Origin of the sequence: Paenibacillus sp. MER 180, assembly GCF_023713665.1 — a bacterium.
In the GTDB taxonomy this organism is placed as follows: Bacteria; Bacillota; Bacilli; order Paenibacillales; family Paenibacillaceae; genus Paenibacillus_B; species Paenibacillus_B suaedae.
Genome location: NZ_JAMAVT010000010.1, coordinates 141,183 through 160,101 on the forward strand (window position 1 = coordinate 141,183; position 18,919 = coordinate 160,101).

15 protein-coding genes and 1 riboswitch are annotated in these 18,919 nt (G+C 48.3%); of the genes, 12 read left to right on the top strand and 3 right to left on the bottom strand.

Annotation, left to right across the window (positions count from 1 at the left end; translation table 11 throughout):
• Positions 1-3: 3 nt before the first annotated feature.
• The 4 genes from M3661_RS17785 (at position 4) to M3661_RS17800 (ending at position 6,394) form a co-directional block, all read left to right on the top strand.
• Positions 4-1,758: an amylo-alpha-1,6-glucosidase gene (locus M3661_RS17785; protein ID WP_251487103.1), complete on the top strand. Its 1,755-nt coding sequence runs from the start codon at positions 4-6 to the stop codon at positions 1,756-1,758.
• A gap of 246 nt (positions 1,759-2,004) precedes the next feature.
• On the top strand, positions 2,005-3,759 hold the full coding sequence (locus M3661_RS17790) for a cache domain-containing sensor histidine kinase (RefSeq protein ID WP_251487106.1): 1,755 nt from the start codon (positions 2,005-2,007) through the stop codon (positions 3,757-3,759).
• A complete protein-coding gene (locus M3661_RS17795; RefSeq protein ID WP_251487108.1) occupies positions 3,740-4,984 on the top strand; it encodes a response regulator transcription factor in 1,245 nt (414 codons plus the stop codon). Before M3661_RS17790 ends, M3661_RS17795 begins: the two co-directional genes overlap by 20 nt.
• A 138-nt stretch (positions 4,985-5,122) precedes the next feature.
• Complete coding sequence (locus M3661_RS17800) at positions 5,123-6,394, top strand: ABC transporter substrate-binding protein (protein WP_072730657.1); 1,272 nt, start codon at positions 5,123-5,125, stop codon at positions 6,392-6,394.
• Between the two features lie 196 nt (positions 6,395-6,590).
• On the opposite strand, the gene M3661_RS17805 is transcribed toward M3661_RS17800, so the two are convergent.
• On the bottom strand, positions 6,591-8,270 hold the full coding sequence (locus M3661_RS17805; RefSeq protein WP_251487111.1) for a CPBP family intramembrane glutamic endopeptidase: 1,680 nt from the start codon (positions 8,268-8,270) through the stop codon (positions 6,591-6,593).
• A gap of 248 nt (positions 8,271-8,518) precedes the next feature.
• Positions 8,519-8,677, top strand: a riboswitch (cyclic di-AMP (ydaO/yuaA leader).
• A gap of 59 nt (positions 8,678-8,736) precedes the next feature.
• Here M3661_RS17805 and M3661_RS17810 point away from each other — a divergent pair.
• Positions 8,737-10,095, top strand: coding sequence for a TrkH family potassium uptake protein (locus M3661_RS17810; RefSeq protein WP_065291541.1), 1,359 nt, complete (start codon positions 8,737-8,739; stop codon positions 10,093-10,095).
• A gap of 39 nt (positions 10,096-10,134) precedes the next feature.
• The gene (locus M3661_RS17815) at positions 10,135-10,818 is read left to right on the top strand and encodes a potassium channel family protein (protein ID WP_021252661.1); all 684 of its coding nucleotides are present in this window, start codon (positions 10,135-10,137) and stop codon (positions 10,816-10,818) included.
• A 92-nt stretch (positions 10,819-10,910) separates the two neighbouring features.
• On the opposite strand, the gene M3661_RS17820 is transcribed toward M3661_RS17815, so the two are convergent.
• A complete protein-coding gene (locus tag M3661_RS17820) occupies positions 10,911-11,675 on the bottom strand; it encodes a hypothetical protein (RefSeq protein ID WP_251487114.1) in 765 nt (254 codons plus the stop codon).
• Between the two features lie 108 nt (positions 11,676-11,783).
• Positions 11,784-12,689 (bottom strand): LysR family transcriptional regulator, encoded by a 906-nt coding sequence (locus M3661_RS17825; protein ID WP_021252663.1) that lies wholly within the window; start codon positions 12,687-12,689, stop codon positions 11,784-11,786.
• Between the two features lie 330 nt (positions 12,690-13,019).
• Here M3661_RS17825 and M3661_RS17830 point away from each other — a divergent pair, with 330 nt between their 5' ends.
• The 6 genes from M3661_RS17830 (at position 13,020) to M3661_RS17855 (ending at position 18,898) form a co-directional block, all read left to right on the top strand.
• Positions 13,020-13,691, top strand: coding sequence for a succinate dehydrogenase cytochrome b558 subunit (locus tag M3661_RS17830; protein WP_021252664.1), 672 nt, complete (start codon positions 13,020-13,022; stop codon positions 13,689-13,691).
• 16 nt (positions 13,692-13,707) lie between these two features.
• Entirely contained in the window at positions 13,708-15,465 is a 1,758-nt protein-coding gene (gene sdhA, locus M3661_RS17835; RefSeq protein WP_021252665.1) for a succinate dehydrogenase flavoprotein subunit, read from the top strand.
• A 2-nt stretch (positions 15,466-15,467) separates the two neighbouring features.
• Positions 15,468-16,232 (top strand): succinate dehydrogenase iron-sulfur subunit, encoded by a 765-nt coding sequence (gene sdhB / locus M3661_RS17840; protein ID WP_021252666.1) that lies wholly within the window; start codon positions 15,468-15,470, stop codon positions 16,230-16,232.
• 210 nt (positions 16,233-16,442) lie between these two features.
• Positions 16,443-16,805 carry a hypothetical protein gene (locus tag M3661_RS17845; protein ID WP_021252667.1) on the top strand — a complete coding sequence of 121 codons (363 nt, stop codon included), beginning with the start codon at positions 16,443-16,445 and terminating at the stop codon, positions 16,803-16,805.
• Between the two features lie 305 nt (positions 16,806-17,110).
• Positions 17,111-18,001, top strand: coding sequence for a metallophosphoesterase (locus tag M3661_RS17850; protein ID WP_021252668.1), 891 nt, complete (start codon positions 17,111-17,113; stop codon positions 17,999-18,001).
• Positions 18,002-18,145: 144 nt separating this feature from the next.
• Positions 18,146-18,898, top strand: a complete 753-nt coding sequence (locus M3661_RS17855) for a metallophosphoesterase family protein (protein WP_065291538.1) — start codon at positions 18,146-18,148, stop codon at positions 18,896-18,898.
• The last annotated feature ends 21 nt before the right edge of the window (positions 18,899-18,919 follow it).

An 18,919-nucleotide genomic window follows, 5' to 3' on the forward strand; every position in this document is an offset into this window, starting at 1 on the left:
AGGATGTCGGCAATGATTACATTTGATATTCAGCACATTCCATTTAGCCGATTTGGATCTTTTCTGACGGTATCGCATTTGCCGCAGAATGGCAAGCGAGAGGAAGGCTTGTATTTGCGCACCGTTCGCGGTGGTGACGAGACGAGCGGTGCAGTATTCCGCCTAGAGCTGGTAGCTGGCGGCGAGGTTGTACCTTATTCAGTTCATAGCGCGCCATCCTCCTTAACCCTTATTGGAGAAGGCGGACAAGGGAAGGCGGAACTATGCCTGTCGGAGCCGGAAGCGATGCGGATACGTGTGCGCGAAGCGGGAATCCGTCTGACATTAGTTGCGGGTACTTATGATTATGTGCTTCCACGTCAGGATGGACGTTACGAGGTGAATCATTTTACCACGGAAATGCGCTTTATGTTGACTTCGCTTCAAGGGAGGCTTACGGTCGATGCTCCATGGGAACGTTCCAGATGCAAATATGCGGTGGTGGAATGCTTCCCAGGTGGGGGTAACCAAGACAAAGCAGCTGAAGCAGAGCTCATGCTTGAAGAGTATCGGATAGAGCCGCCATCCATTCGTCCATTCGAGTCGCTGGTTTCCTTCGACGAGGCTGCTGCCAGCGTGGAGAAGGAATTTGCTGTATGGCTCGATAAGAGTCTGCCTGCTGCCTTGGAAGAGTTGGAACAGGCGCGCATCTTGGCTGCATACATCACATGGTCCTGTGTGGTGCCTGAGGCCGGTCATTTGTCTCGTCCCGCGATGTACATGTCGAAAAATTGGATGACGAACATTTGGAGCTGGGATCATTGCTTTAATGCAATGGCGCTCGCGGCGATTCAGCCAGAGCTGGCTTGGGATCAGTTCATGATCATGTTCGACAAGCAGGATGAATCTGGTCAGCTTCCGGACTTCGTCAATGACAAGTACGCCTTGTGGAATTGCTGCAAGCCGCCTATCCATGGCTGGACGCTGCGCTGGATGATGGAGCGTAATGAGTGGTTCAGCCATGCCGATCGCTTGCGTGAAATCTATGGACCGCTTGCACAGTGGAGCAAATGGTGGATGAATTGCCGTGATGATGATCGGGACGGGATACCCCAGTACAATCACGGCAATGACAGCGGCTGGGATAATAGCACGATTTTCCGCAGTGTGGGACCTATTGAGAGTCCGGATTTATCTGCTTATTTAACTATCCAATTCGAGGTTCTTGCGGAGATTGCCGATCAATTGGGCAAGCCATACGAGGCGCAGGAATGGCGCAATGCTGCGGATAGCCTGCTCGGACGCATGCTGGAGCATTTCTGGCATGACGGCCAGTTCAAGGCGGTTCGTTCAGGCACACATGAGCCGGCGCAAGGAGACAGCTTGATTCCGTTTATGCCGATCTTGCTAGGTGATCGTCTGCCGGAATCGGTGCGCCAAGCGCTTGTGAAGGCAGTTGCCGATGAAGAGCGGTTCTTCAGTCCGAATGGATTCGCCACAGAAAGCCTGAACAGTCCGTTCTATGAACCGGACGGCTATTGGCTTGGGCCAATCTGGGCTCCAGTCATGATGCTGCTGATCGACGGATTGCAGCGCAGTGGGGAGCGTGGAGTGGCACAAGAAGCAGCAACGCGATTCTGCCGCATGGCTGCTCGCAGCGGCATGGCAGAGAATTTTGATGCACAGACAGGGTGCGGACTTCGTGATCGGGCATTTACGTGGACGTCGAGTGTGTTCCTCATACTAGCGAATGAATATGTAATGCAGCCAGCTCAATAGACGAGGTGGAACAGGCTCCCTGCCGCTTAGCGCGTAAGGGAGCTGTTTTGTTATCTTTGTCATCTTCCCGCCTATTCGATGTCTGGATGAGGACAAATCGGTGCTTCCGTCTCCATTGTCAGATTAAAATTGGTTATGATACACTTCTGATACATCAACGCTTCGCAGCATCATGACTAGTTCAATAAGCAACAGGGGATGATTCCTATCGCACCGCCACGTGAAACTCTTACTGGATTAACCCATGTGACACAATCGGGTGTCTTGCATCGGCTACAGCAATGGATGGCCAATATGCCGCCCAATCCGAGGCGAAGCCTTCGCTTAAAGCTCGTGCTGTTCTTCTTGGCAGCATCACTGCTTCCGCTCATGATTCAGGGCGTGCTATCCTATCAACAATCCTCACGCCTTCTGCAAGAGCAGTTCGGCAAATACGGTCAGAACAGTGTTAATCAGCTGCAGTATCAGCTGGATACGGAATTAAATCAGATGAGCATGATTGCGGGTTATATTTATTCATATTTGCTTAATCCATATAAGAGCGTCATCAATGCGGAGATTCCGAAGACGTATTCGCAAGTGCAGGATAAGAACAACATGGAAGATTTCTTGAAAGCGCTTAAAAGACTGCATGATCGCGGGATATTCATTATTACGAAATCTGGCTATTATTACGGGGACAGCATCTTGAATGTGGATGTTCTGGTTGAACAGCCATGGTGGAAGCGGATACCTGCCGATCATGCAGGAGAGTATTGGGCAGGATTCTACCCTCCACTGCATTATCGCGATGAGAAGGATACACCGGATCAGAAGCTGCTTGGCTTGGTTGTGCCGATCCGCAATCAGGCAGGGCCTTTGCAGGACAGCAAAATCCTTATTGAAATGAAGGCAGATAAGCTGATCGAACTGTTCCGTATGTTCGAACAGGATACGAAGTCGATTGTGACGGTGCAAAGTGCAAGTGGTCAGACGATCTATCACTCGCCGGGCAATTATACTGCGCAAGAAAATGATATCGTGTGGAAGCAGAACTTGAAAATAAATGATTGGACAATAGAAGCTAGACTTCCCTATGAATATTTTAATCAGCCATCAAGTGTTATCAAGTCTTATACCTTACTTGGTTTAGGCTTGTCAGGCTTTCTCGCTCTTCTGCTTGCTTACTTGTTCTCCACTCGTGTAACGGGCAGGATTAAGCGAATCAAGGAATCGATGAACTCCGCAGGAGCTGGTCGCTGGAAGACCCGAATCCAAGTTCAGGATGAGGATGAGCTGGGGACGCTTGCGAATAGCTTCAATAAGATGATCGGACAGATCGAAGAGCTTGTGAAGGAAATAGCGGCTAAGGAGCAGCTCAAGAAGGAAGCTGAATTGCGAGCATTTCATTATCAGATCAATCCCCATTTATTGTTCAATACATTGAACTCCATACAGTGGAAGGCTAGGCTGCAGGGCAATGATGATATAAGGAAAATGATCGCACACTTAACAATCGTGTTAGAAGCCAACTTAGACGTGACGCGTGAACTGGTTCCGATATCAAAAGAGCTGGAGCTTATTGATCATTTTCTGCAAATCCAGCAGGTTCGTTATGAAGGTGAATTTATATATGAGTCTGAAATTGCTCCAAGTGCGCTGGCAGCAGTCATCCCGCGTATGAGCTTGCAGCCGCTGTTTGAGAATATCTTTTTCTACGCCTTCGAGGATGGGTATGGCACAATAACACTCCGCCTAGTAGATACTGGGTCAGAGCTGCATTTAACCTTATCGGACAATGGCAAAGGGATGAGCGAAGAGCGTCGAGTCTCTCTGCTGCAAGCTCCGAAAGACCACAATCAGAGACATGGTCTCGGGATGTACAATGTGGATCAGAAGTTCAAGCTGCACTTTGGTTCCGAATATGGATTAAGCATAGAATCCCAGTTAGGAAGCGGTACAACGATTGCGATACGCTGGCCCAAAAAGGAGGAAGAATCCAATGACAGACAACCCTATTAAAGTGCTGATCGCGGATGATGAGAGCATTGTTCGCAGAGGCTTGATGGCAACGGTAAATTGGAGCAGATTCAACATGGTAGTCGTAGCCGATGCCCCAAATGGTCAGAAGGCATGGGAAGCATTCCTTCTCCATGAGCCGGAGGTTGTCATTACGGATATCGTGATGCCGGAGATGGATGGAATCGAACTCGCCAAGCGAGTGAAGGAAAAGTCGCCGCATACTCGGGTCTTGCTGCTGAGCTGTCATCGAGATTTCGAATATGCACAAAAGGGAATGATGCTTGGGGCTTCCGGCTATTTGTTGAAAACGGCTTTCGAAGATGAGGAACTGGATTATTATCTTCAAAAGTTCGGGGAGGAGCTGGCTGGGAGTTCGGAGCCTCCTCCAGCGGTTCGCACTGCAAATTCTAACGAAGAGGATGCACAGTGGAATGCGGCGTTCTATGCCTGGTTATGCGGCTTCCGCAACAACTTCCAAGGCGAGCTGAAGCTGCGCTGGGAGACGCAATGGTATTGGTTGAATGAACCTCATGAGATTATATTGGTTAAAATATTCGACAGTTCCGAGCAATCGCTCCCTGCCGCTATCAAATCATCCAACCGTGGAGGGGAGTACTGGAAGTATCTTGGCGATAAGCTGCTGCAAGAAACGGAAGGCCCGTGCGCCTATATTCCCTGCGGTGTAGATCGATGTTTTTATTTCTATCGTCCTACAGCTCGCCTGAAGGTGGAACGGCTGTTGAAAGAGAGCAAAGCATCTTGTCCGCAGCTGCATTGGAGCAGTCGTGGCCCGTTAAAGGGCATGGACGGCTGGCTGGAGGCGGTTCAGGAGCTGCACCGAGCGGCGGAGTTGGAGCGCAAATTTGAGCTGCGAGTCAATTCATGGCCGGAAACGGTGATGCGATCGGTGCTCTTGGTAGCAGAGAATGTGAGTGAGCCTTGGTCCGTCAGTGATGTAGCACATCGAGTTGGATTGAGTCGAAGTCATTTCAGTACTTTATTTAAGAAGGTAACCGGAGAGAATTTTGTCTCCTTCTTATACCGTATGCGGCTTAAGACAGCGCAGGATTTGCTTCTGAATACAACGATGACGCTGCAGGATATCGCAGAACGGATCGGCATGGTGGATGGAAAATATGTTAGCAAATGGTTCAAACGCTGCTGTGGAATGACACCGAGTCAATACCGAAGCGGACAAAAGGGAGAACATTTTGCTCAAAAATGACGAAGGGCGTACGATATTACGCCCTTTCACCGAACAAAATCACCCCATATTCGGAACAATTCGCCGTTTTGAAAACGCTTTATTGTCTTTAAAGTGAAGGTATGTTTGAGATGCAACCATTTGGGGGGAATGAGCAAGATGAAGAGAACGTCAAGATTGGTTATTCTGTTAACGGTCTTTGCACTTATGCTTGCTGGCTGTGGCGGAGGATCTGGAGAACAAGGTTCCTCCTCCGGGGAAGACAAGGGGAAACAAACCGTTTTGCGTTTTGCAACATGGGATACTGGAGAGAAGCTGAAGGTTCAAGAAAATATCGCGAAGGCGTTCGAAAAATCCCATACAGGCGTCAAAGTACAAATTGAACCTTATGCAGACGGCTTCGATCAGAAGCTGGCGGCATCGTTCGGTGCGAGCAACCCGCCTGATGTGATGTTGATGTGGGATTTCCCAACATACCATTCGAACTTGGAGCCGCTGGATGCCTTTACGGAGAAAGATGCAAGCCTGAAATTAGACGATATATACGATGGCTTGTTCAATTATGTGAAGGTAGATGGCAAGACCTATGGTATGCCTGCGGGCTTCACGACACGGGCTATGTATTACAACAAGAAAGTGTTCGACGCAATGGGAGTCCCATATCCGAAAGATGGCTGGACGTGGGATGACTTCAAGGATATTGCAACGAAGCTGACAGATAAATCGAAGAAGCAGTATGGATTCGGTGTCCGTGCTGAGAACGACCCGTATGACCTGCAAGGATTCATCTGGAGTAATGGGGGCAGCTTCATCAGCGAAGACGGCAAGACGATTGAAGGCATTATGAACGGGCCGGATACGGTAGCGGCTGTTCAAATGTTCGGGAATATGGTGAAGGACGGATACGGAGTCCTCGTAGGAGGAAAAACGCAGCTTGGCGGTAACGACATCTTCAAAGCTGGTAAAATCGGAATGTGGGAGAGCGGTGTATGGCCGCTAGACGGGTTTAAGGAAGCGAAGGTTGATTTCGGTACTGTTGAAATGCCAGCGTTCCCTGGCAAGCCTGTGAAAGGCGTAATTTCGGTAAGTGCAGTATCGATTGCGAAGCAATCGAAGCAGAAGGATCTGGCATGGGAGTTCGTGAAGTTCTTTATTTCGGAAGAAGCCGTCAAGATGAAGAGCGATGCTGACCTGCCGATTCGTAAGAGCGTCGTGCAAGAAATGAAGCTGGATACATCTGAGCTGTACGCACCGTTCTATCGCATGCTGGAGCGTTCCGACAACACGCCAGCCTTCTTGCTTAACAGCAACTGGAACCAGATGAACCGCCACCTGTCTACTGCGGTTGATTCAGTCATGCTGGGTGAAGATGCACAGAAAGCGCTAGATACGGCAGTGAAGGAAGCGAAAAAATTTATTGAGAAGAAATAAGTAATAATGAGAAATAAACGGGGCCGTTCCTTCGATGAGGCGCATTACGTACATGCGTCCTTCGATATGAACGGCCCTTGGCTTTTCAAAATGATAAGGTATGGAGATATGCTTATGTACTCGTTCTATTTCTGTACGAACAAATGGATTAAACTGCATTCAACGGTGTTGATGTTTATGTCCATGTCGTGATCGCTCAAGCGTGATCTTGGTTGCGATGAATCTTCGCGAGCGCATATACAATCCCAATTGGAGAAAGGAGGTACACAAGACCGATTAGGAAACCGACTATTGTTCCATCAAGCATGAATGACAGGGACATTAAGAAGTTGTCGAGCATAAGGTGAGCGAACATGGCCGTCCACCAGCCATGCTTCAGCATAATGAACAGGAATAACATGCCGATAAACAGGAGCTCTACCGGCCGAGAGTAGTACGGATAGATTGGATAGGTGACATGTCCGAACGCCCATACAAGGGTAGGGATAATCCCGGCTAACCATGGGTTGCGGAACAATCGGTTCAGCAGTCCAACCCCGAACAAACGATATATCCCTTCCTCCGAAATAGCTGCAACCCAAGCTAAAAGAGGGAACAGTGATGTAATTCGCAGGTTGAGCGGTGATTGTGAGGCATCGGTCGATGACCACGCATGAAACCCTGATTCCAAAATGAAAAATATAACTGTTTGCATGCCGAGCAATACGCCTGTGTACGCGATTCCGATCCATAATGCTTGTATGAGCTTGCCGCCAAATGCGCGGTCACTCCATGTAGGCAGTACATCTCTGTACGCAGACAACTCCCATGCTCGCTTTCCCGCATGGAGAGAGAAGTAGAGGATAACGCCTTGAATTACTGTAATTGCGCCTTGAATGGCAAAGGATAGCCCCATATTCACCCCGTCCACAGGGGTACGGAGTTCCAGAGCGAAGAGACCCGGAAGCGCGTTCCATAGATGCAGCAGAGAAATTCCGCATGAGACGGTAGTAAGGGCGAACAATGTCTTCGATCCGAACTTCAGGCCATGGCGGTAGACGATGCAAGCGATCAGTGAACATGTACTTAGTAGGATCGTCATCCACATATAGCCGATATTGTAAATGGACGATGCAGTCTTCGTTTGATGCAGTTCTTCAGCTAGATAGCTGTTCGGGATAACCCAGTAGGGCTTCAGCATGACAATGCGATCTTGGGAGAAGACGGCCTTCACGTTCAATGCGGCTTCACCAAGTCGTGCTTCAGGCACGTTATACTCTACCGTGTCTAGCTCCGCCGATGATGCGATTAGTTTTAATTGGGCAGGATTCCATCCCATGTGCTTCAAGAGTGTATCAGCAAGCTTCTTGCGGTTCACTGAATCCAAGGCAGTCTCCGCATCTTCTGCTGACGCCATATCCACATGATTTCCCGTAACCCCGTTTATGTCGGAGGGGATAGGAGGCTTTTCCTCCCATTCGAATCCAATAATACGACCGCTTGTCATGTGAACGTCAATGCGCATGACACCGGATTTTCCAGCCCGATTCATATTCAATAATACCTGAAAAGTATCATAGGGACTGGATGGTTCCCATTTCTGAAATGAAGCGGTCAGCTTCTCCTTGCTCATGTAGCCGGAAACCGTTGATTGACTGCGATAAATGACGGTTGGAGCAGTATCTTCTTCAGGTGTAATTGAAATATGGAACTGTTTTAAGTCCTGTACAAATGTGAGTGCCTTTTGCGCTGCTTTCTCTTTGGTTAAGAGGGATTGGCTGGCTGCTGATTCCATCATGGCTTCTGTCTGCTGAAAGGGAATGAATACCTGAACAATGAGGAATAATAGAAATCCGGCCACAGAAGAAAGAAGAAGCGGCTTGGATACATAGGACATGTTGGAACCTCCATTCCATCACACATTTAGCGTATGGTTGCTTATTTGTTCATTTTATCCACTTCAACTTTGTAAAGTCCAGCAGAGAAAATGAAGAAACACCTAGCGAAAATGAGTGTTTTGAATACAATTGAAGAAAATGGGGGATTGTAAGCGCTATTTCTTCAAGTTTTTCGTCTTATTCTGGTTAATTTGTTCATTCCTTGACTTTGTATGCTGCAGGGGAAACGTATATAATCTCGTTATGAATTGCATACAAGCCGAGTTTCGTGAATGAACGAAAGCGGGGGACCCGATAAATGGGGTGAATATCGCAGTTGTGGATGCATAGAATCCACTTGCGATTAGGGCAGCCTGAACGTGCCCGAATCCGACAGCTAACCTCGTAGGCATGTACGTCAGGATACCAGCGATAGCATTGGATTTCCAGTGCTTTTTTTCGTGGGGAAAAAAAGAGGTGACTCCCGTGGAGGGAACAAAAAAGGCCATTCGATTCAATCTGACACCACCGCGAATTCTGGTTGTAGGGTTTGCAGCAATTGTATTATTGGGCGCATTTCTACTCATGCTTCCGATATCAAATGCGGATGGGATTCCGCTGCCATTCCTCGATGCATTGTTCACGTCAACGTCAGCAACTTGTGTGACGGGGCTCATTGTGGTGGATACGGGCACTCATTTTACCGTATTCGGGCAGGTGGTCATCATGCTGCTTATCCAAATTGGCGGGCTTGGATTCATGACAATGGCAACGCTGTTTGCATTAGCACTGAAGAAGAAGATATCGCTGAAGGAAAGGCTTATATTGCAAGAAGCGCTTAATCAGGGCAGCATGGAAGGCATCGTGCGCCTTATCCGTAAAGTGATCTTGTTTGCGGTATGTATCGAGGGGACGGCAGCTGTACTGTTCTCCGTGCGATGGGCATTTGATCTTCCGCTAGGCAAGGCCATTTATTTCGGTATCTTCCATGCTGTTTCTTTTTTCAATAACGCAGGCTTTGATTTATTCGGCTCTGTCAGTGGGCCGTTTTCGAGCTTAACCAGCTATGTCGGAGACCCTATTATTAACCTGGTATCGATGCTGCTTATTATCCTCGGCGGAATTGGATTTATCGTCTTGTCCGATTTGGTGGAATATAAGCGTACTCGCAAGTTGTCTCTGCATACGAAGATCGTGTTAACGATGACGGGATTGCTCATTGTAATCGGAACGGTCGTTATATTTATATTTGAATTTACCAATGCACGCACGTTAGGCAGTTTGAATGGTTGGGAGAAGTTCTGGGCATCCATGTTCCAATCTGTCAGCCCGCGTACCGCTGGAGCGAATACGATTGACATCGGAGCCATGCGCCAAGCCTCGCAATTTTTTATGGTTCTTTTGATGTTCATCGGGGCATCACCAGGATCCACTGGTGGTGGTATTAAGACGACGACGTTCGCCATTCTCATTGGAGCTGTATTTGCCATGATTCGCGGGAAAGAAGATATCGTCATTTACCGGTACCGACTCGCCAAGGATCGTATCTTCAAAGCAGTTACGCTAACGTTGCTGTCATTGTTCTTGGTCATTATCGTATCGATGATATTGTCGACAACAGAAGATCATAGCTTCCTGATGATATTATTTGATACAACATCGGCCTTCGGAACGGTAGGGTTATCAATGGGATTGACGGCGGATTTATCAGATATCGGAAAAGTGCTGCTGAGCCTGACGATGTTTGCAGGCCGTCTTGGTCCATTAACGTTGGCTTATGCGTTAGGCCCGAAAAATGAGCGGGAATTATACCGACACCCAGAAGGAAAAATAACGATAGGATAAGCAAGTTAGATTGTAACGGACGAAGGAGTATACAGGGATATGGAGTTGCAGCAGTTTGCAGTGATCGGGATGGGACGTTTCGGTTCGAGTCTCGCGAAGGAGCTAGTCAAGCTTGGACATCAGGTGCTAGGCATTGATAAAGATGAGGAAGTAATTGGGGATGTTATGGGTTTCGTAACCCATGCAGTTGTAGCGGACGCATCAGATGAAGAGGTGCTGCGCTCACTCGGCATACGTAACTTCGATTGCGCAATCGTAGCCATTGGTGACGATATTCAGACGAGCATTCTGGTCAGTATTCAGATGAAGGAACTTGGCGTGAAGAAGGTTGTCGCCAAAGCACTTTCTGAATTGCATGGACGTGTTCTGGAGCGGATTGGTGTGGATAGGGTTATTTACCCGGAGCGGGATATGGGCATTCGCGTAGCTCATCAACTTGTATCACCGAACTTGCTGGATTACATTGAATTGTCCAAGGAATATACCATTGCAGAGCTGAGCGTGCCTGGCTGCATGCAAGGAATGGCGCTCAAGGATGTGAATCCAAGAGCTAAGTTCGGGTGCAGCATCGTGGCGCTGAATAAGCCGAAAGGCATAATTATTGCACCATCAGCCGAAGATGTGCTTGATGAGAAAGATATTATGGTAATGATTGGTACGAATACGCAAATCGAAGATTTTGAAGAAGCTTTTATGTTGAAAGGGAACGATAAAAAATCGTAAAGAATTCCTTGCCGTAGAAAGTCATAAATAAGCCTGCAGTTGTCGCTTGTATAGAGAAGCGAGCTGCAGGCTTATTGCTTATGTAAATGGCTCTACATGACTACAATTTTGAAAACGATATAAGTCAGGAAGAAGTAGGCACCCATGCTTGCTGTGATGAATAGAAAGCGATTCGGACGTGCTACTTCAGTCTGTTCCATTGCTTCGGTCGTGACCAGAATAACGGATACGAACCAAGTGAAAGCTGCTACTGCAACAGATAAAGAACTGAATCCAATGATCGCGAGAAGGAATGCGAGCACAAATCCTAAGCCAAAAGGCATTTGCATAGCAGCCAATTGGACAAATGTCGTCTTCAAGTCAAGCGGCTTGCTGCCCTTCCAGCGGCTAATGAACCAAATACTAATAAAGAGTGCGGCCAATCCAATAATCTGATAGATAAACAATTGAATGAAAAAGCTAAATGGCGGGGTCAGTGAACTTGAACCGCCTAATATGCTAAGTGGACTCATTAGTGAAGCGAACAAGCTTCTAAAGAGTGTGTAGCCGAACAAGGCAAACCCCAGTGCGGAGACTAACGCGGCAATGACCGCATACACCCAATCGGAGACAGTAAGATTGCGAGCACTTGCCGGATTCTTCAGCAGTTGAAGGATATTCTTGCTGTCAATTGACTTGGCCCATTCAGGCACTGTGCTGCCTGGTGTCTTGTGAGACGCTGTCTCAGCAGTGGCGGATACTTGCTGTACAGATGCCTCTGCTGCGGAACCAGCATGCTGCGGTGGGACAGACCCTGTACTGCATTGATGGGATTCATTGTCGTTGATTGGCTTGCCACAACGATTACATACAACCATGGTTTCCATTTCCTCCTTATTCTCCCCTAGTTGAGAATGTTTTTTGTCTAAGCTTACTTTATTCGACAGCAAACGAGTGTAATCCTTCTTTTTCCTTTCTATCCATGACTATTTCCCTAGCTGTGATAATGATGCTGCTTCCATAATTTCCTCAATAAACTGCGTAGCAACAGGACTCAGCAGTGCTTGCTCCCCATATACAATGGAAGTTACACGTTCGGTTTGCTTCAATTCCTTCAGGGGAACGGCAATCAGATCATTATCCTTGAGCCATTCCAACCGAAGATAGGAGCGTGGCAGCAAAGCAGCTGCATGACAGGTCGTGAGCAAGCGAACTATCGCTTCGAAGGAATCGATCTCCATGCGAATATCAGGCATGATGCGATATCGGCGGAATAGATCATCGATGAGCTTGCGATACCAGGTTCCCTTAGAGAAGAGAAGCATAGGCAGACCGTCCAAGCGGGACATCGTCCAATTGCGGATGCTGGCAAGTGGATGACGGCGTGGCAGCACCAGCTGAAGATGATCCGCGAACAATGGAATGCACATCAGTCCAGGCTCACGAATCGCATCGGCGACGATGCCAAGATCAATGGATTGTTCGCGGACAAGCGAGATGATTTCATGCGTCTTGCCAGTCACAGCCTTGAGTCTTGCGTCAGGATGCTTCTCGACGAAGGAGGAGATGAACAGCGGCAGTGTCGTCTGCAGTGTGGTTAAGCTGGCCCCAATGGTGATGGACGATTGACCTTCCGCCTTGAAGGACGCAATGGACTTCAAGAAACCGAGCTGGCGATTGCGAATATCGATTGCAAATTCGTACGTGAGCTGGCCAACGCGAGTTAGCTCCAGCCGCTTGCCATTCCGGATAAACAGCTCTACACCCAGTTCTTCCTCAAGCTTCGCTACTTGCCTGGATAGAGCCGGCTGAGAGATATTCAACCGCTTTGCTGCTTGATTCAAGCTCGTCAGTTCCACAACCGCTGCGAATGATTCTAACAAATCGAGCATATTTCATAGCCTCCTACGATATGAATGATGAGCTAAGCGTAAAAATGAATGGCTTCTTATGCGTTTTAGTTATAAAAGATATAAAAACATTGCAATTCCATTATAAGGGGATTCGGAGTAACATGGTAGTGTCACAAGTTGTTCACATAACTACAGAAGAGCGGTTTGCAGGAAGAACCGCGAATGTTGTCGAAAGCGGTAACAACCGCGTCATGGCAGTGGTTTTTCGTTGTGACAAATTATTGACGCTTTCGACATGCACAGGTAAAATGAGGATGTTTATTACCAAAATCTACTGGGACACAAATGGAAAGGGGAACCGGCACGCTTATGAAACGAGGATATTTTTACTCGCGCAAGCTGCACTCGCTTCTTGGAATTATTCCGCTCGGATTCTTCATTGTCGAGCACATGCTTACGAACTACGCTGCGTTCGAAGGCGGGAAGGAAGCATTTCAGGGCAGTGTCAAATTTTTGAATGAATTGCCGCTTATATTTTTCCTAGAATTGTTCGGCATCTGGCTTCCGCTTCTGTATCACGGCGTATACGGGTTGTACATTGCGTACACATCCAAGAACAACGTAGGCAATTATAATTACGGCCGCAACGTAGCTTTCTTGATGCAGCGGATAACAGGGGTCATTACATTCGTATTTGTCACATGGCATGTGTACGAAACGCGTGTTCAAATTGCGACTGGCAATATTACGCATGAGCAGCTAGGCACATACATGCATGACATAATTACTTCTCCAGTTATGTTTATCATATATTTGGTCGGTGCGATTTCTGCATCCTATCATTTTACGAACGGATTGTGGGCTTTCCTCGTAAGCTGGGGCATTACGGTTGGACCACGCGCACAAAATGTATCCGCAAAAATCTGCATGGGCTTGTTCATTATTATGGCAGTCATGTTCACATTGTCGTTAATCGGATTCCGCTCTGCAGAGTTTCAAGCAGCGGAAGCAGTTCAATCTATTATTCCATTCATCGGTTAAGGGAGGGTGACGCATTATGGCAAAACAGAACATTATCGTCGTTGGCGGAGGACTTGCTGGTCTTATGGCAACGATCAAAGCAGCGGAAGCAGGCGTTCACGTCGACCTTTTTTCTTTAGTTCCTGTGAAACGTTCTCACTCCGTCTGTGCGCAGGGCGGAATTAACGGCGCGGTAAATACAAAGGGTGAAGGGGATTCCCCTTGGGAGCACTTCGATGACACGGTATATGGGGGAGACTTCCTGGCGAACCAGCCCCCTGTAAAAGCGATGTGTGAAGCAGCGCCTGGCATCATCCACTTGATGGATCGTATGGGGGTTATGTTCAGCCGTACGCCAGAGGGCTTGCTTGACTTCCGCCGCTTCGGCGGGACGCAATATCACCGCACAGCTTTTGCTGGAGCTACAACGGGCCAGCAGCTGCTGTATGCGCTTGATGAGCAAGTGCGACGCTGGGAAGCAGAGGGACTTGTAACGAAGTATGAGCACTGGGAATTCCTCTCTGCCATCGTGGATGATGAAGGCGTATGCCGAGGCATTACAGCGCAGGACTTGCGCAGCATGAACATTACGCACTTCGCTGCGGATGCTGTTATTTTGGCGACAGGCGGACCAGGGATTGTCTTCGGCAAAACAACGAACTCGGTCATTAATACCGGGACTGCGGCCAGCGCAGTGTATCAACAAGGCGTTCGTTATGCGAATGGGGAATTCATTCAAATTCACCCGACAGCCATCCCGGGAGATGACAAGCTCCGTCTTATGTCTGAATCGGCTCGCGGTGAGGGCGGTCGTATCTGGACGTATAAGGACGGCAAGCCATGGTACTTCCTTGAAGAGAAATATCCGGCTTACGGGAACCTCGTTCCGCGTGATATTGCGACTCGCGAAATCTTCCATGTGTGCGTAGATGAGAAGCTGGGCATCAATGGCGAGAACATGGTCTATCTCGATCTGTCGCATAAAGATCCGAAGGAGCTGGACGTGAAGCTCGGCGGGATTATTGAAATTTATGAAAAATTCATGGGTGACGACCCGCGCAAGATACCAATGAAAATCTTCCCTGCGGTGCATTACTCAATGGGCGGCATGTGGGTCGACTACAACCAGATGACAAATATCAAGGGCTTGTTCGCAGCAGGTGAGTGTGAATACCAGTACCACGGAGCGAACCGTCTTGGAGCGAACTCGCTGTTGTCAGCGATCTTCGGCGGCATGGTGTCCGGACCTAAAGCAGTAGAGTATGTCCGTGGCTTGAGCAAAGCGACAGAGGATGTATCGGCAAGCGTATTTGAACGTGAAGCAAAGCTGAGAACATCCCAGTATGAGGACTTGCTCAAGATGGACGGTACGGAAAATGCGTACGTCATCCATAAGGAACTGGGCGAATGGATGACCAACAATATGACTGTCGTTCGCTACAATAACAAGCTGGAAGATACAATCAACAAGATTAAGGAATTGAAGCAGCGTTACAGCAAAATCAACATGACGGATACGGCTCGCTGGAGCAACCAAGGGGTAGCCTTCACTCGTCAGTTGTGGAATATGCTGGAGCTGTCGGAAGCCATGACGAAGAGTGCGCTGCTTCGCAACGAAAGCCGTGGGGCACATTACAAGCCTGATTTCCCGGATCGCAATGATGAGCAGTTCCTGAAGACGACAATTGCGTCATGGTCCCCAGAGGGACCTGAAATTTCATACGAAGACGTGGATGTATCGCTTATCAAACCGCGCAAGCGTGACTATACGGCGAACAAGAAGAAAGGGGAATAACGATGGCGGAAGCTGTGGCACAATCCAAAAAAGTCAAGTTGATCGTGACGCGTCAGGATGCGCCGGACGCGCAGCCGTACACGGAAGAATTCGAGATCCCATATCGCCCGAATATGAACGTCATTAGCGCACTAATGGAAATCCAACGAAATCCTGTGGATGCAGCCGGTAAATCAACTGCTCCGGTATGCTGGGAATCGAACTGTCTTGAAGAAGTGTGCGGAGCTTGTTCTATGGTCATTAACGGCAAGCCGAGACAGGCTTGCTCCGCGTTGATCGATAAGCTCGAACAGCCGATTCGAATTGCTCCAATGAAGACGTTCCCAGTTGTTCGTGACCTCGTGATCAACCGTCAGCGTATGTTCGATGCGTTGAAGAAAGTCAAGGCATGGATTCCGATTGACGGTACGTATGACCTCGGGCCTGGGCCTCGTATGGCAGAGACGAAGCGACAATGGGCGTATGAATTGTCGAAGTGTATGACCTGTGGTGTCTGCCTGGAAGCCTGTCCGAATGTAAATGAGAAGACGAGCTTCATCGGGCCTGCTCCGATCTCGCAGGTTCGACTGTTCAATGCGCATCCGACAGGAGAAATGAATAAGGACGAGCGCTTGGAACAATTGCTTGAGGACGGCGGTATTGAAGGGTGCGGCAATTCCCAGAACTGTGTCCGTTCTTGTCCGAAGGAAATTCCGCTTACGACATCTATTGCTGAGATGAATAAAGACACAACGAAGCTGATGTTCAAACGCTGGTTTATGCAATAAAGTAAGGTAGGAGCGCCCCGAATAGGGGCGCTTTTTTGTACCAGATAATTCGGATATCCACGTATGGCGTTATAAGCGTGAAACAAGTCAAAGCGAAGCATAAAATTTTTAAGAAAAATTTGTATTCCACAACTGAATTTTCGATTATAGTATTGGTTAACAACTTGAATGTGCGCTGGAAGCTTGTGAAGATGACTAGGGGGTGCCGAGTTGATAGTCCATTTGCCAATACAGGACACGAACAGCTGGTACGAGAACAGCCTCTTCAGTAAGGTGAAACTGCTGGTGGACGAGTGGGATCCACTAGGACTGCGGGCGCTTGGGGCGCCGGACGATGAATACGATTGCCTTACCGCGTACATAGTCAAGCTTAGTGCTGCCAACTCGGACATGAAGATGACGGAAGAGGCGCTGGAACAATGCATGGAGGAGCATTTCGGAATTGGGCCTTCCATCATGGAGAGGGAAAGGCTTCAGCGTTGGAGAACGAGTGTTTCAATGTTTTGTAAGCGTTTAGATTCACTAATTGAGCATGCAGCTCAGCCGTATGTGGAGTATTATTCACCAGGATAATGGAAGCGCAATCAATTCGTGGAGAGCGATACAGGCAATGGACTGCCGGCCCTATTATAGTGGTCGGCAGTTGTTGTATAGAAGAAGCGAAATAGGAATGGTGCGATGTGACACAATACGCTCTGATAGCCAAACAGGCTCTTTACTCCAAACGAATGGGAACATGGATAAATCGACCCTCACTAGGATTTGCATTGAATACCGAGCTGATTCATAATAAAAGGACGAGACAGGATAGTCATACATAGGAATCGGCGTTTACTGAATGCAAGAGGTAAAGGTAGGGGATAGCTATAAAATCTCCAATGACGAGAGACACGAATCCGAATTCAGTTGCGAATCCGGGAAGACGGCGTTTACTGCGCATGATGGTAGGGGCAGTAATAACAATGCCTATGGCGGTTGGGGGCTATGCCAGATTCATTGAGCCTAATAATATTCGGCAGCGTAAGCTTGAGCTGGATATTCACGGACTGCCGGCTTCCTTCAATGGGCTGACCATAGCGCATATATCAGATATCCATTACGGACATCATCTAAGTGAATCGAAGCTTGCGAGCATTGTCCAAGATGTACAAGCCAATCAACCGGATGTGATATGCATTACAGGAGATATCGTTGATAATGGGGATGTGGTTCCAGCCGAGATTGTACCAATCCTGCGCCAACTGCGTGCACCATATGGTTCCTATGCTGTGCTTGGCAATCATGACTATCGGGGAAGAGGCGCAAAAGCTGTGGAGAATGCGCTGCAAACGGCAGGAATCCGCGTGCTGCGGAATGACAATGTGATACTCAGGCGGAATCATGAAGTGCTCGCTCTGGCGGGAATCGACGACGCATTGGAAGGGATTCCTGATATGACGCGTGCTATGCAAGGGATATCGGGTAAGATGTGTTGTATTCTGCTCGCCCATGAACCGGATTGGGGAACGGTTGCCCTTAACTATCAAGTTGATCTTCAATTGTCTGGTCACAGTCATGGAGGTCAGGTTCGTGTGCCACTGGTGGGACCCTTGTTCCTTCCAACTTTAGGTGAGCGGTACCCAGATGGATTATACATGCTAGAGCGTGTAGATAGACCGGATCGCCCACTTCACATTTATACGAGCAGAGGATTGGGGACGACGTTTCTGCCCGTTCGCTTGCTGTGCCCGCCGGAATGGACCTTGCTTACCTTGCGATCAATTGGATAAGGTTTATGCATAAGTAGCCCGTTTGAGGCATAGCAAAGATATATTAGTAGGAGTAGGGTCACATGGCTATTCGTGATGATCAGTAGTATTCGGCTTATCCCCTTAGGGTGTATAATGCTGATATTAGGGAGGAGACGAAGCGACATGCAGTCTATAGCTATCATTTCCGATATACATGGGAATTTACAGGCGCTAGAAGCCGTGCTTAATGATATTCAGCGACAAGGCGCTGATAAAATATACTGCCTAGGCGATTTAGTGGGGAAAGGGCCAAACCCCGTAGAAGTTGTTGATATGTTGTTTGAATATTGCGATGTAATCGTCAAAGGGAATTGGGATGAGCTTGTTCGGCAGATTGAAGATGACGAGCAATTCCGCTGGCATGCACAGCGGCTTGGTTCAGAGCGGTTAGCCCGTCTGGAACGGCTTCCTTTCTCTTATGACTTCAATATGAGTGGGCGTCATATTCGCCTGTTCCATGCTTCCCCACAGAGTGTGTTCACTCGTGTGCAACCATGGGATGCACCGGAAAAGCGTCTGGCCATGTTCGATTTCACTGCATCATTGACGGAACCGCTCCATCCATGCCAATCACCAGACGTGGTCATTTATGGGGACATTCATAATGCATTCTTGCAGCATTTTAGAGGGAATACGTTAGTGAATTGCGGTAGTGTTGGCAACCCGCTGGACATGACGCAAGCCTCTTATGTGATGCTGGAGGGCTATTTTGGGCAAGTTCAGCAAAGTGAGTTCTCTATACATTTCCACCGAGTTCCCTATGATATTGAGCAGGCTGTTCGAGCTGCGGAAATGAGTGATATGCCTGGAGTGAAGCCGTACGTGCGAGAGCTGCGTACCGGGGTATATCGCGGGCTGCAACAGAACGAAGAATAATTACTGGAAATGATTGTTGTC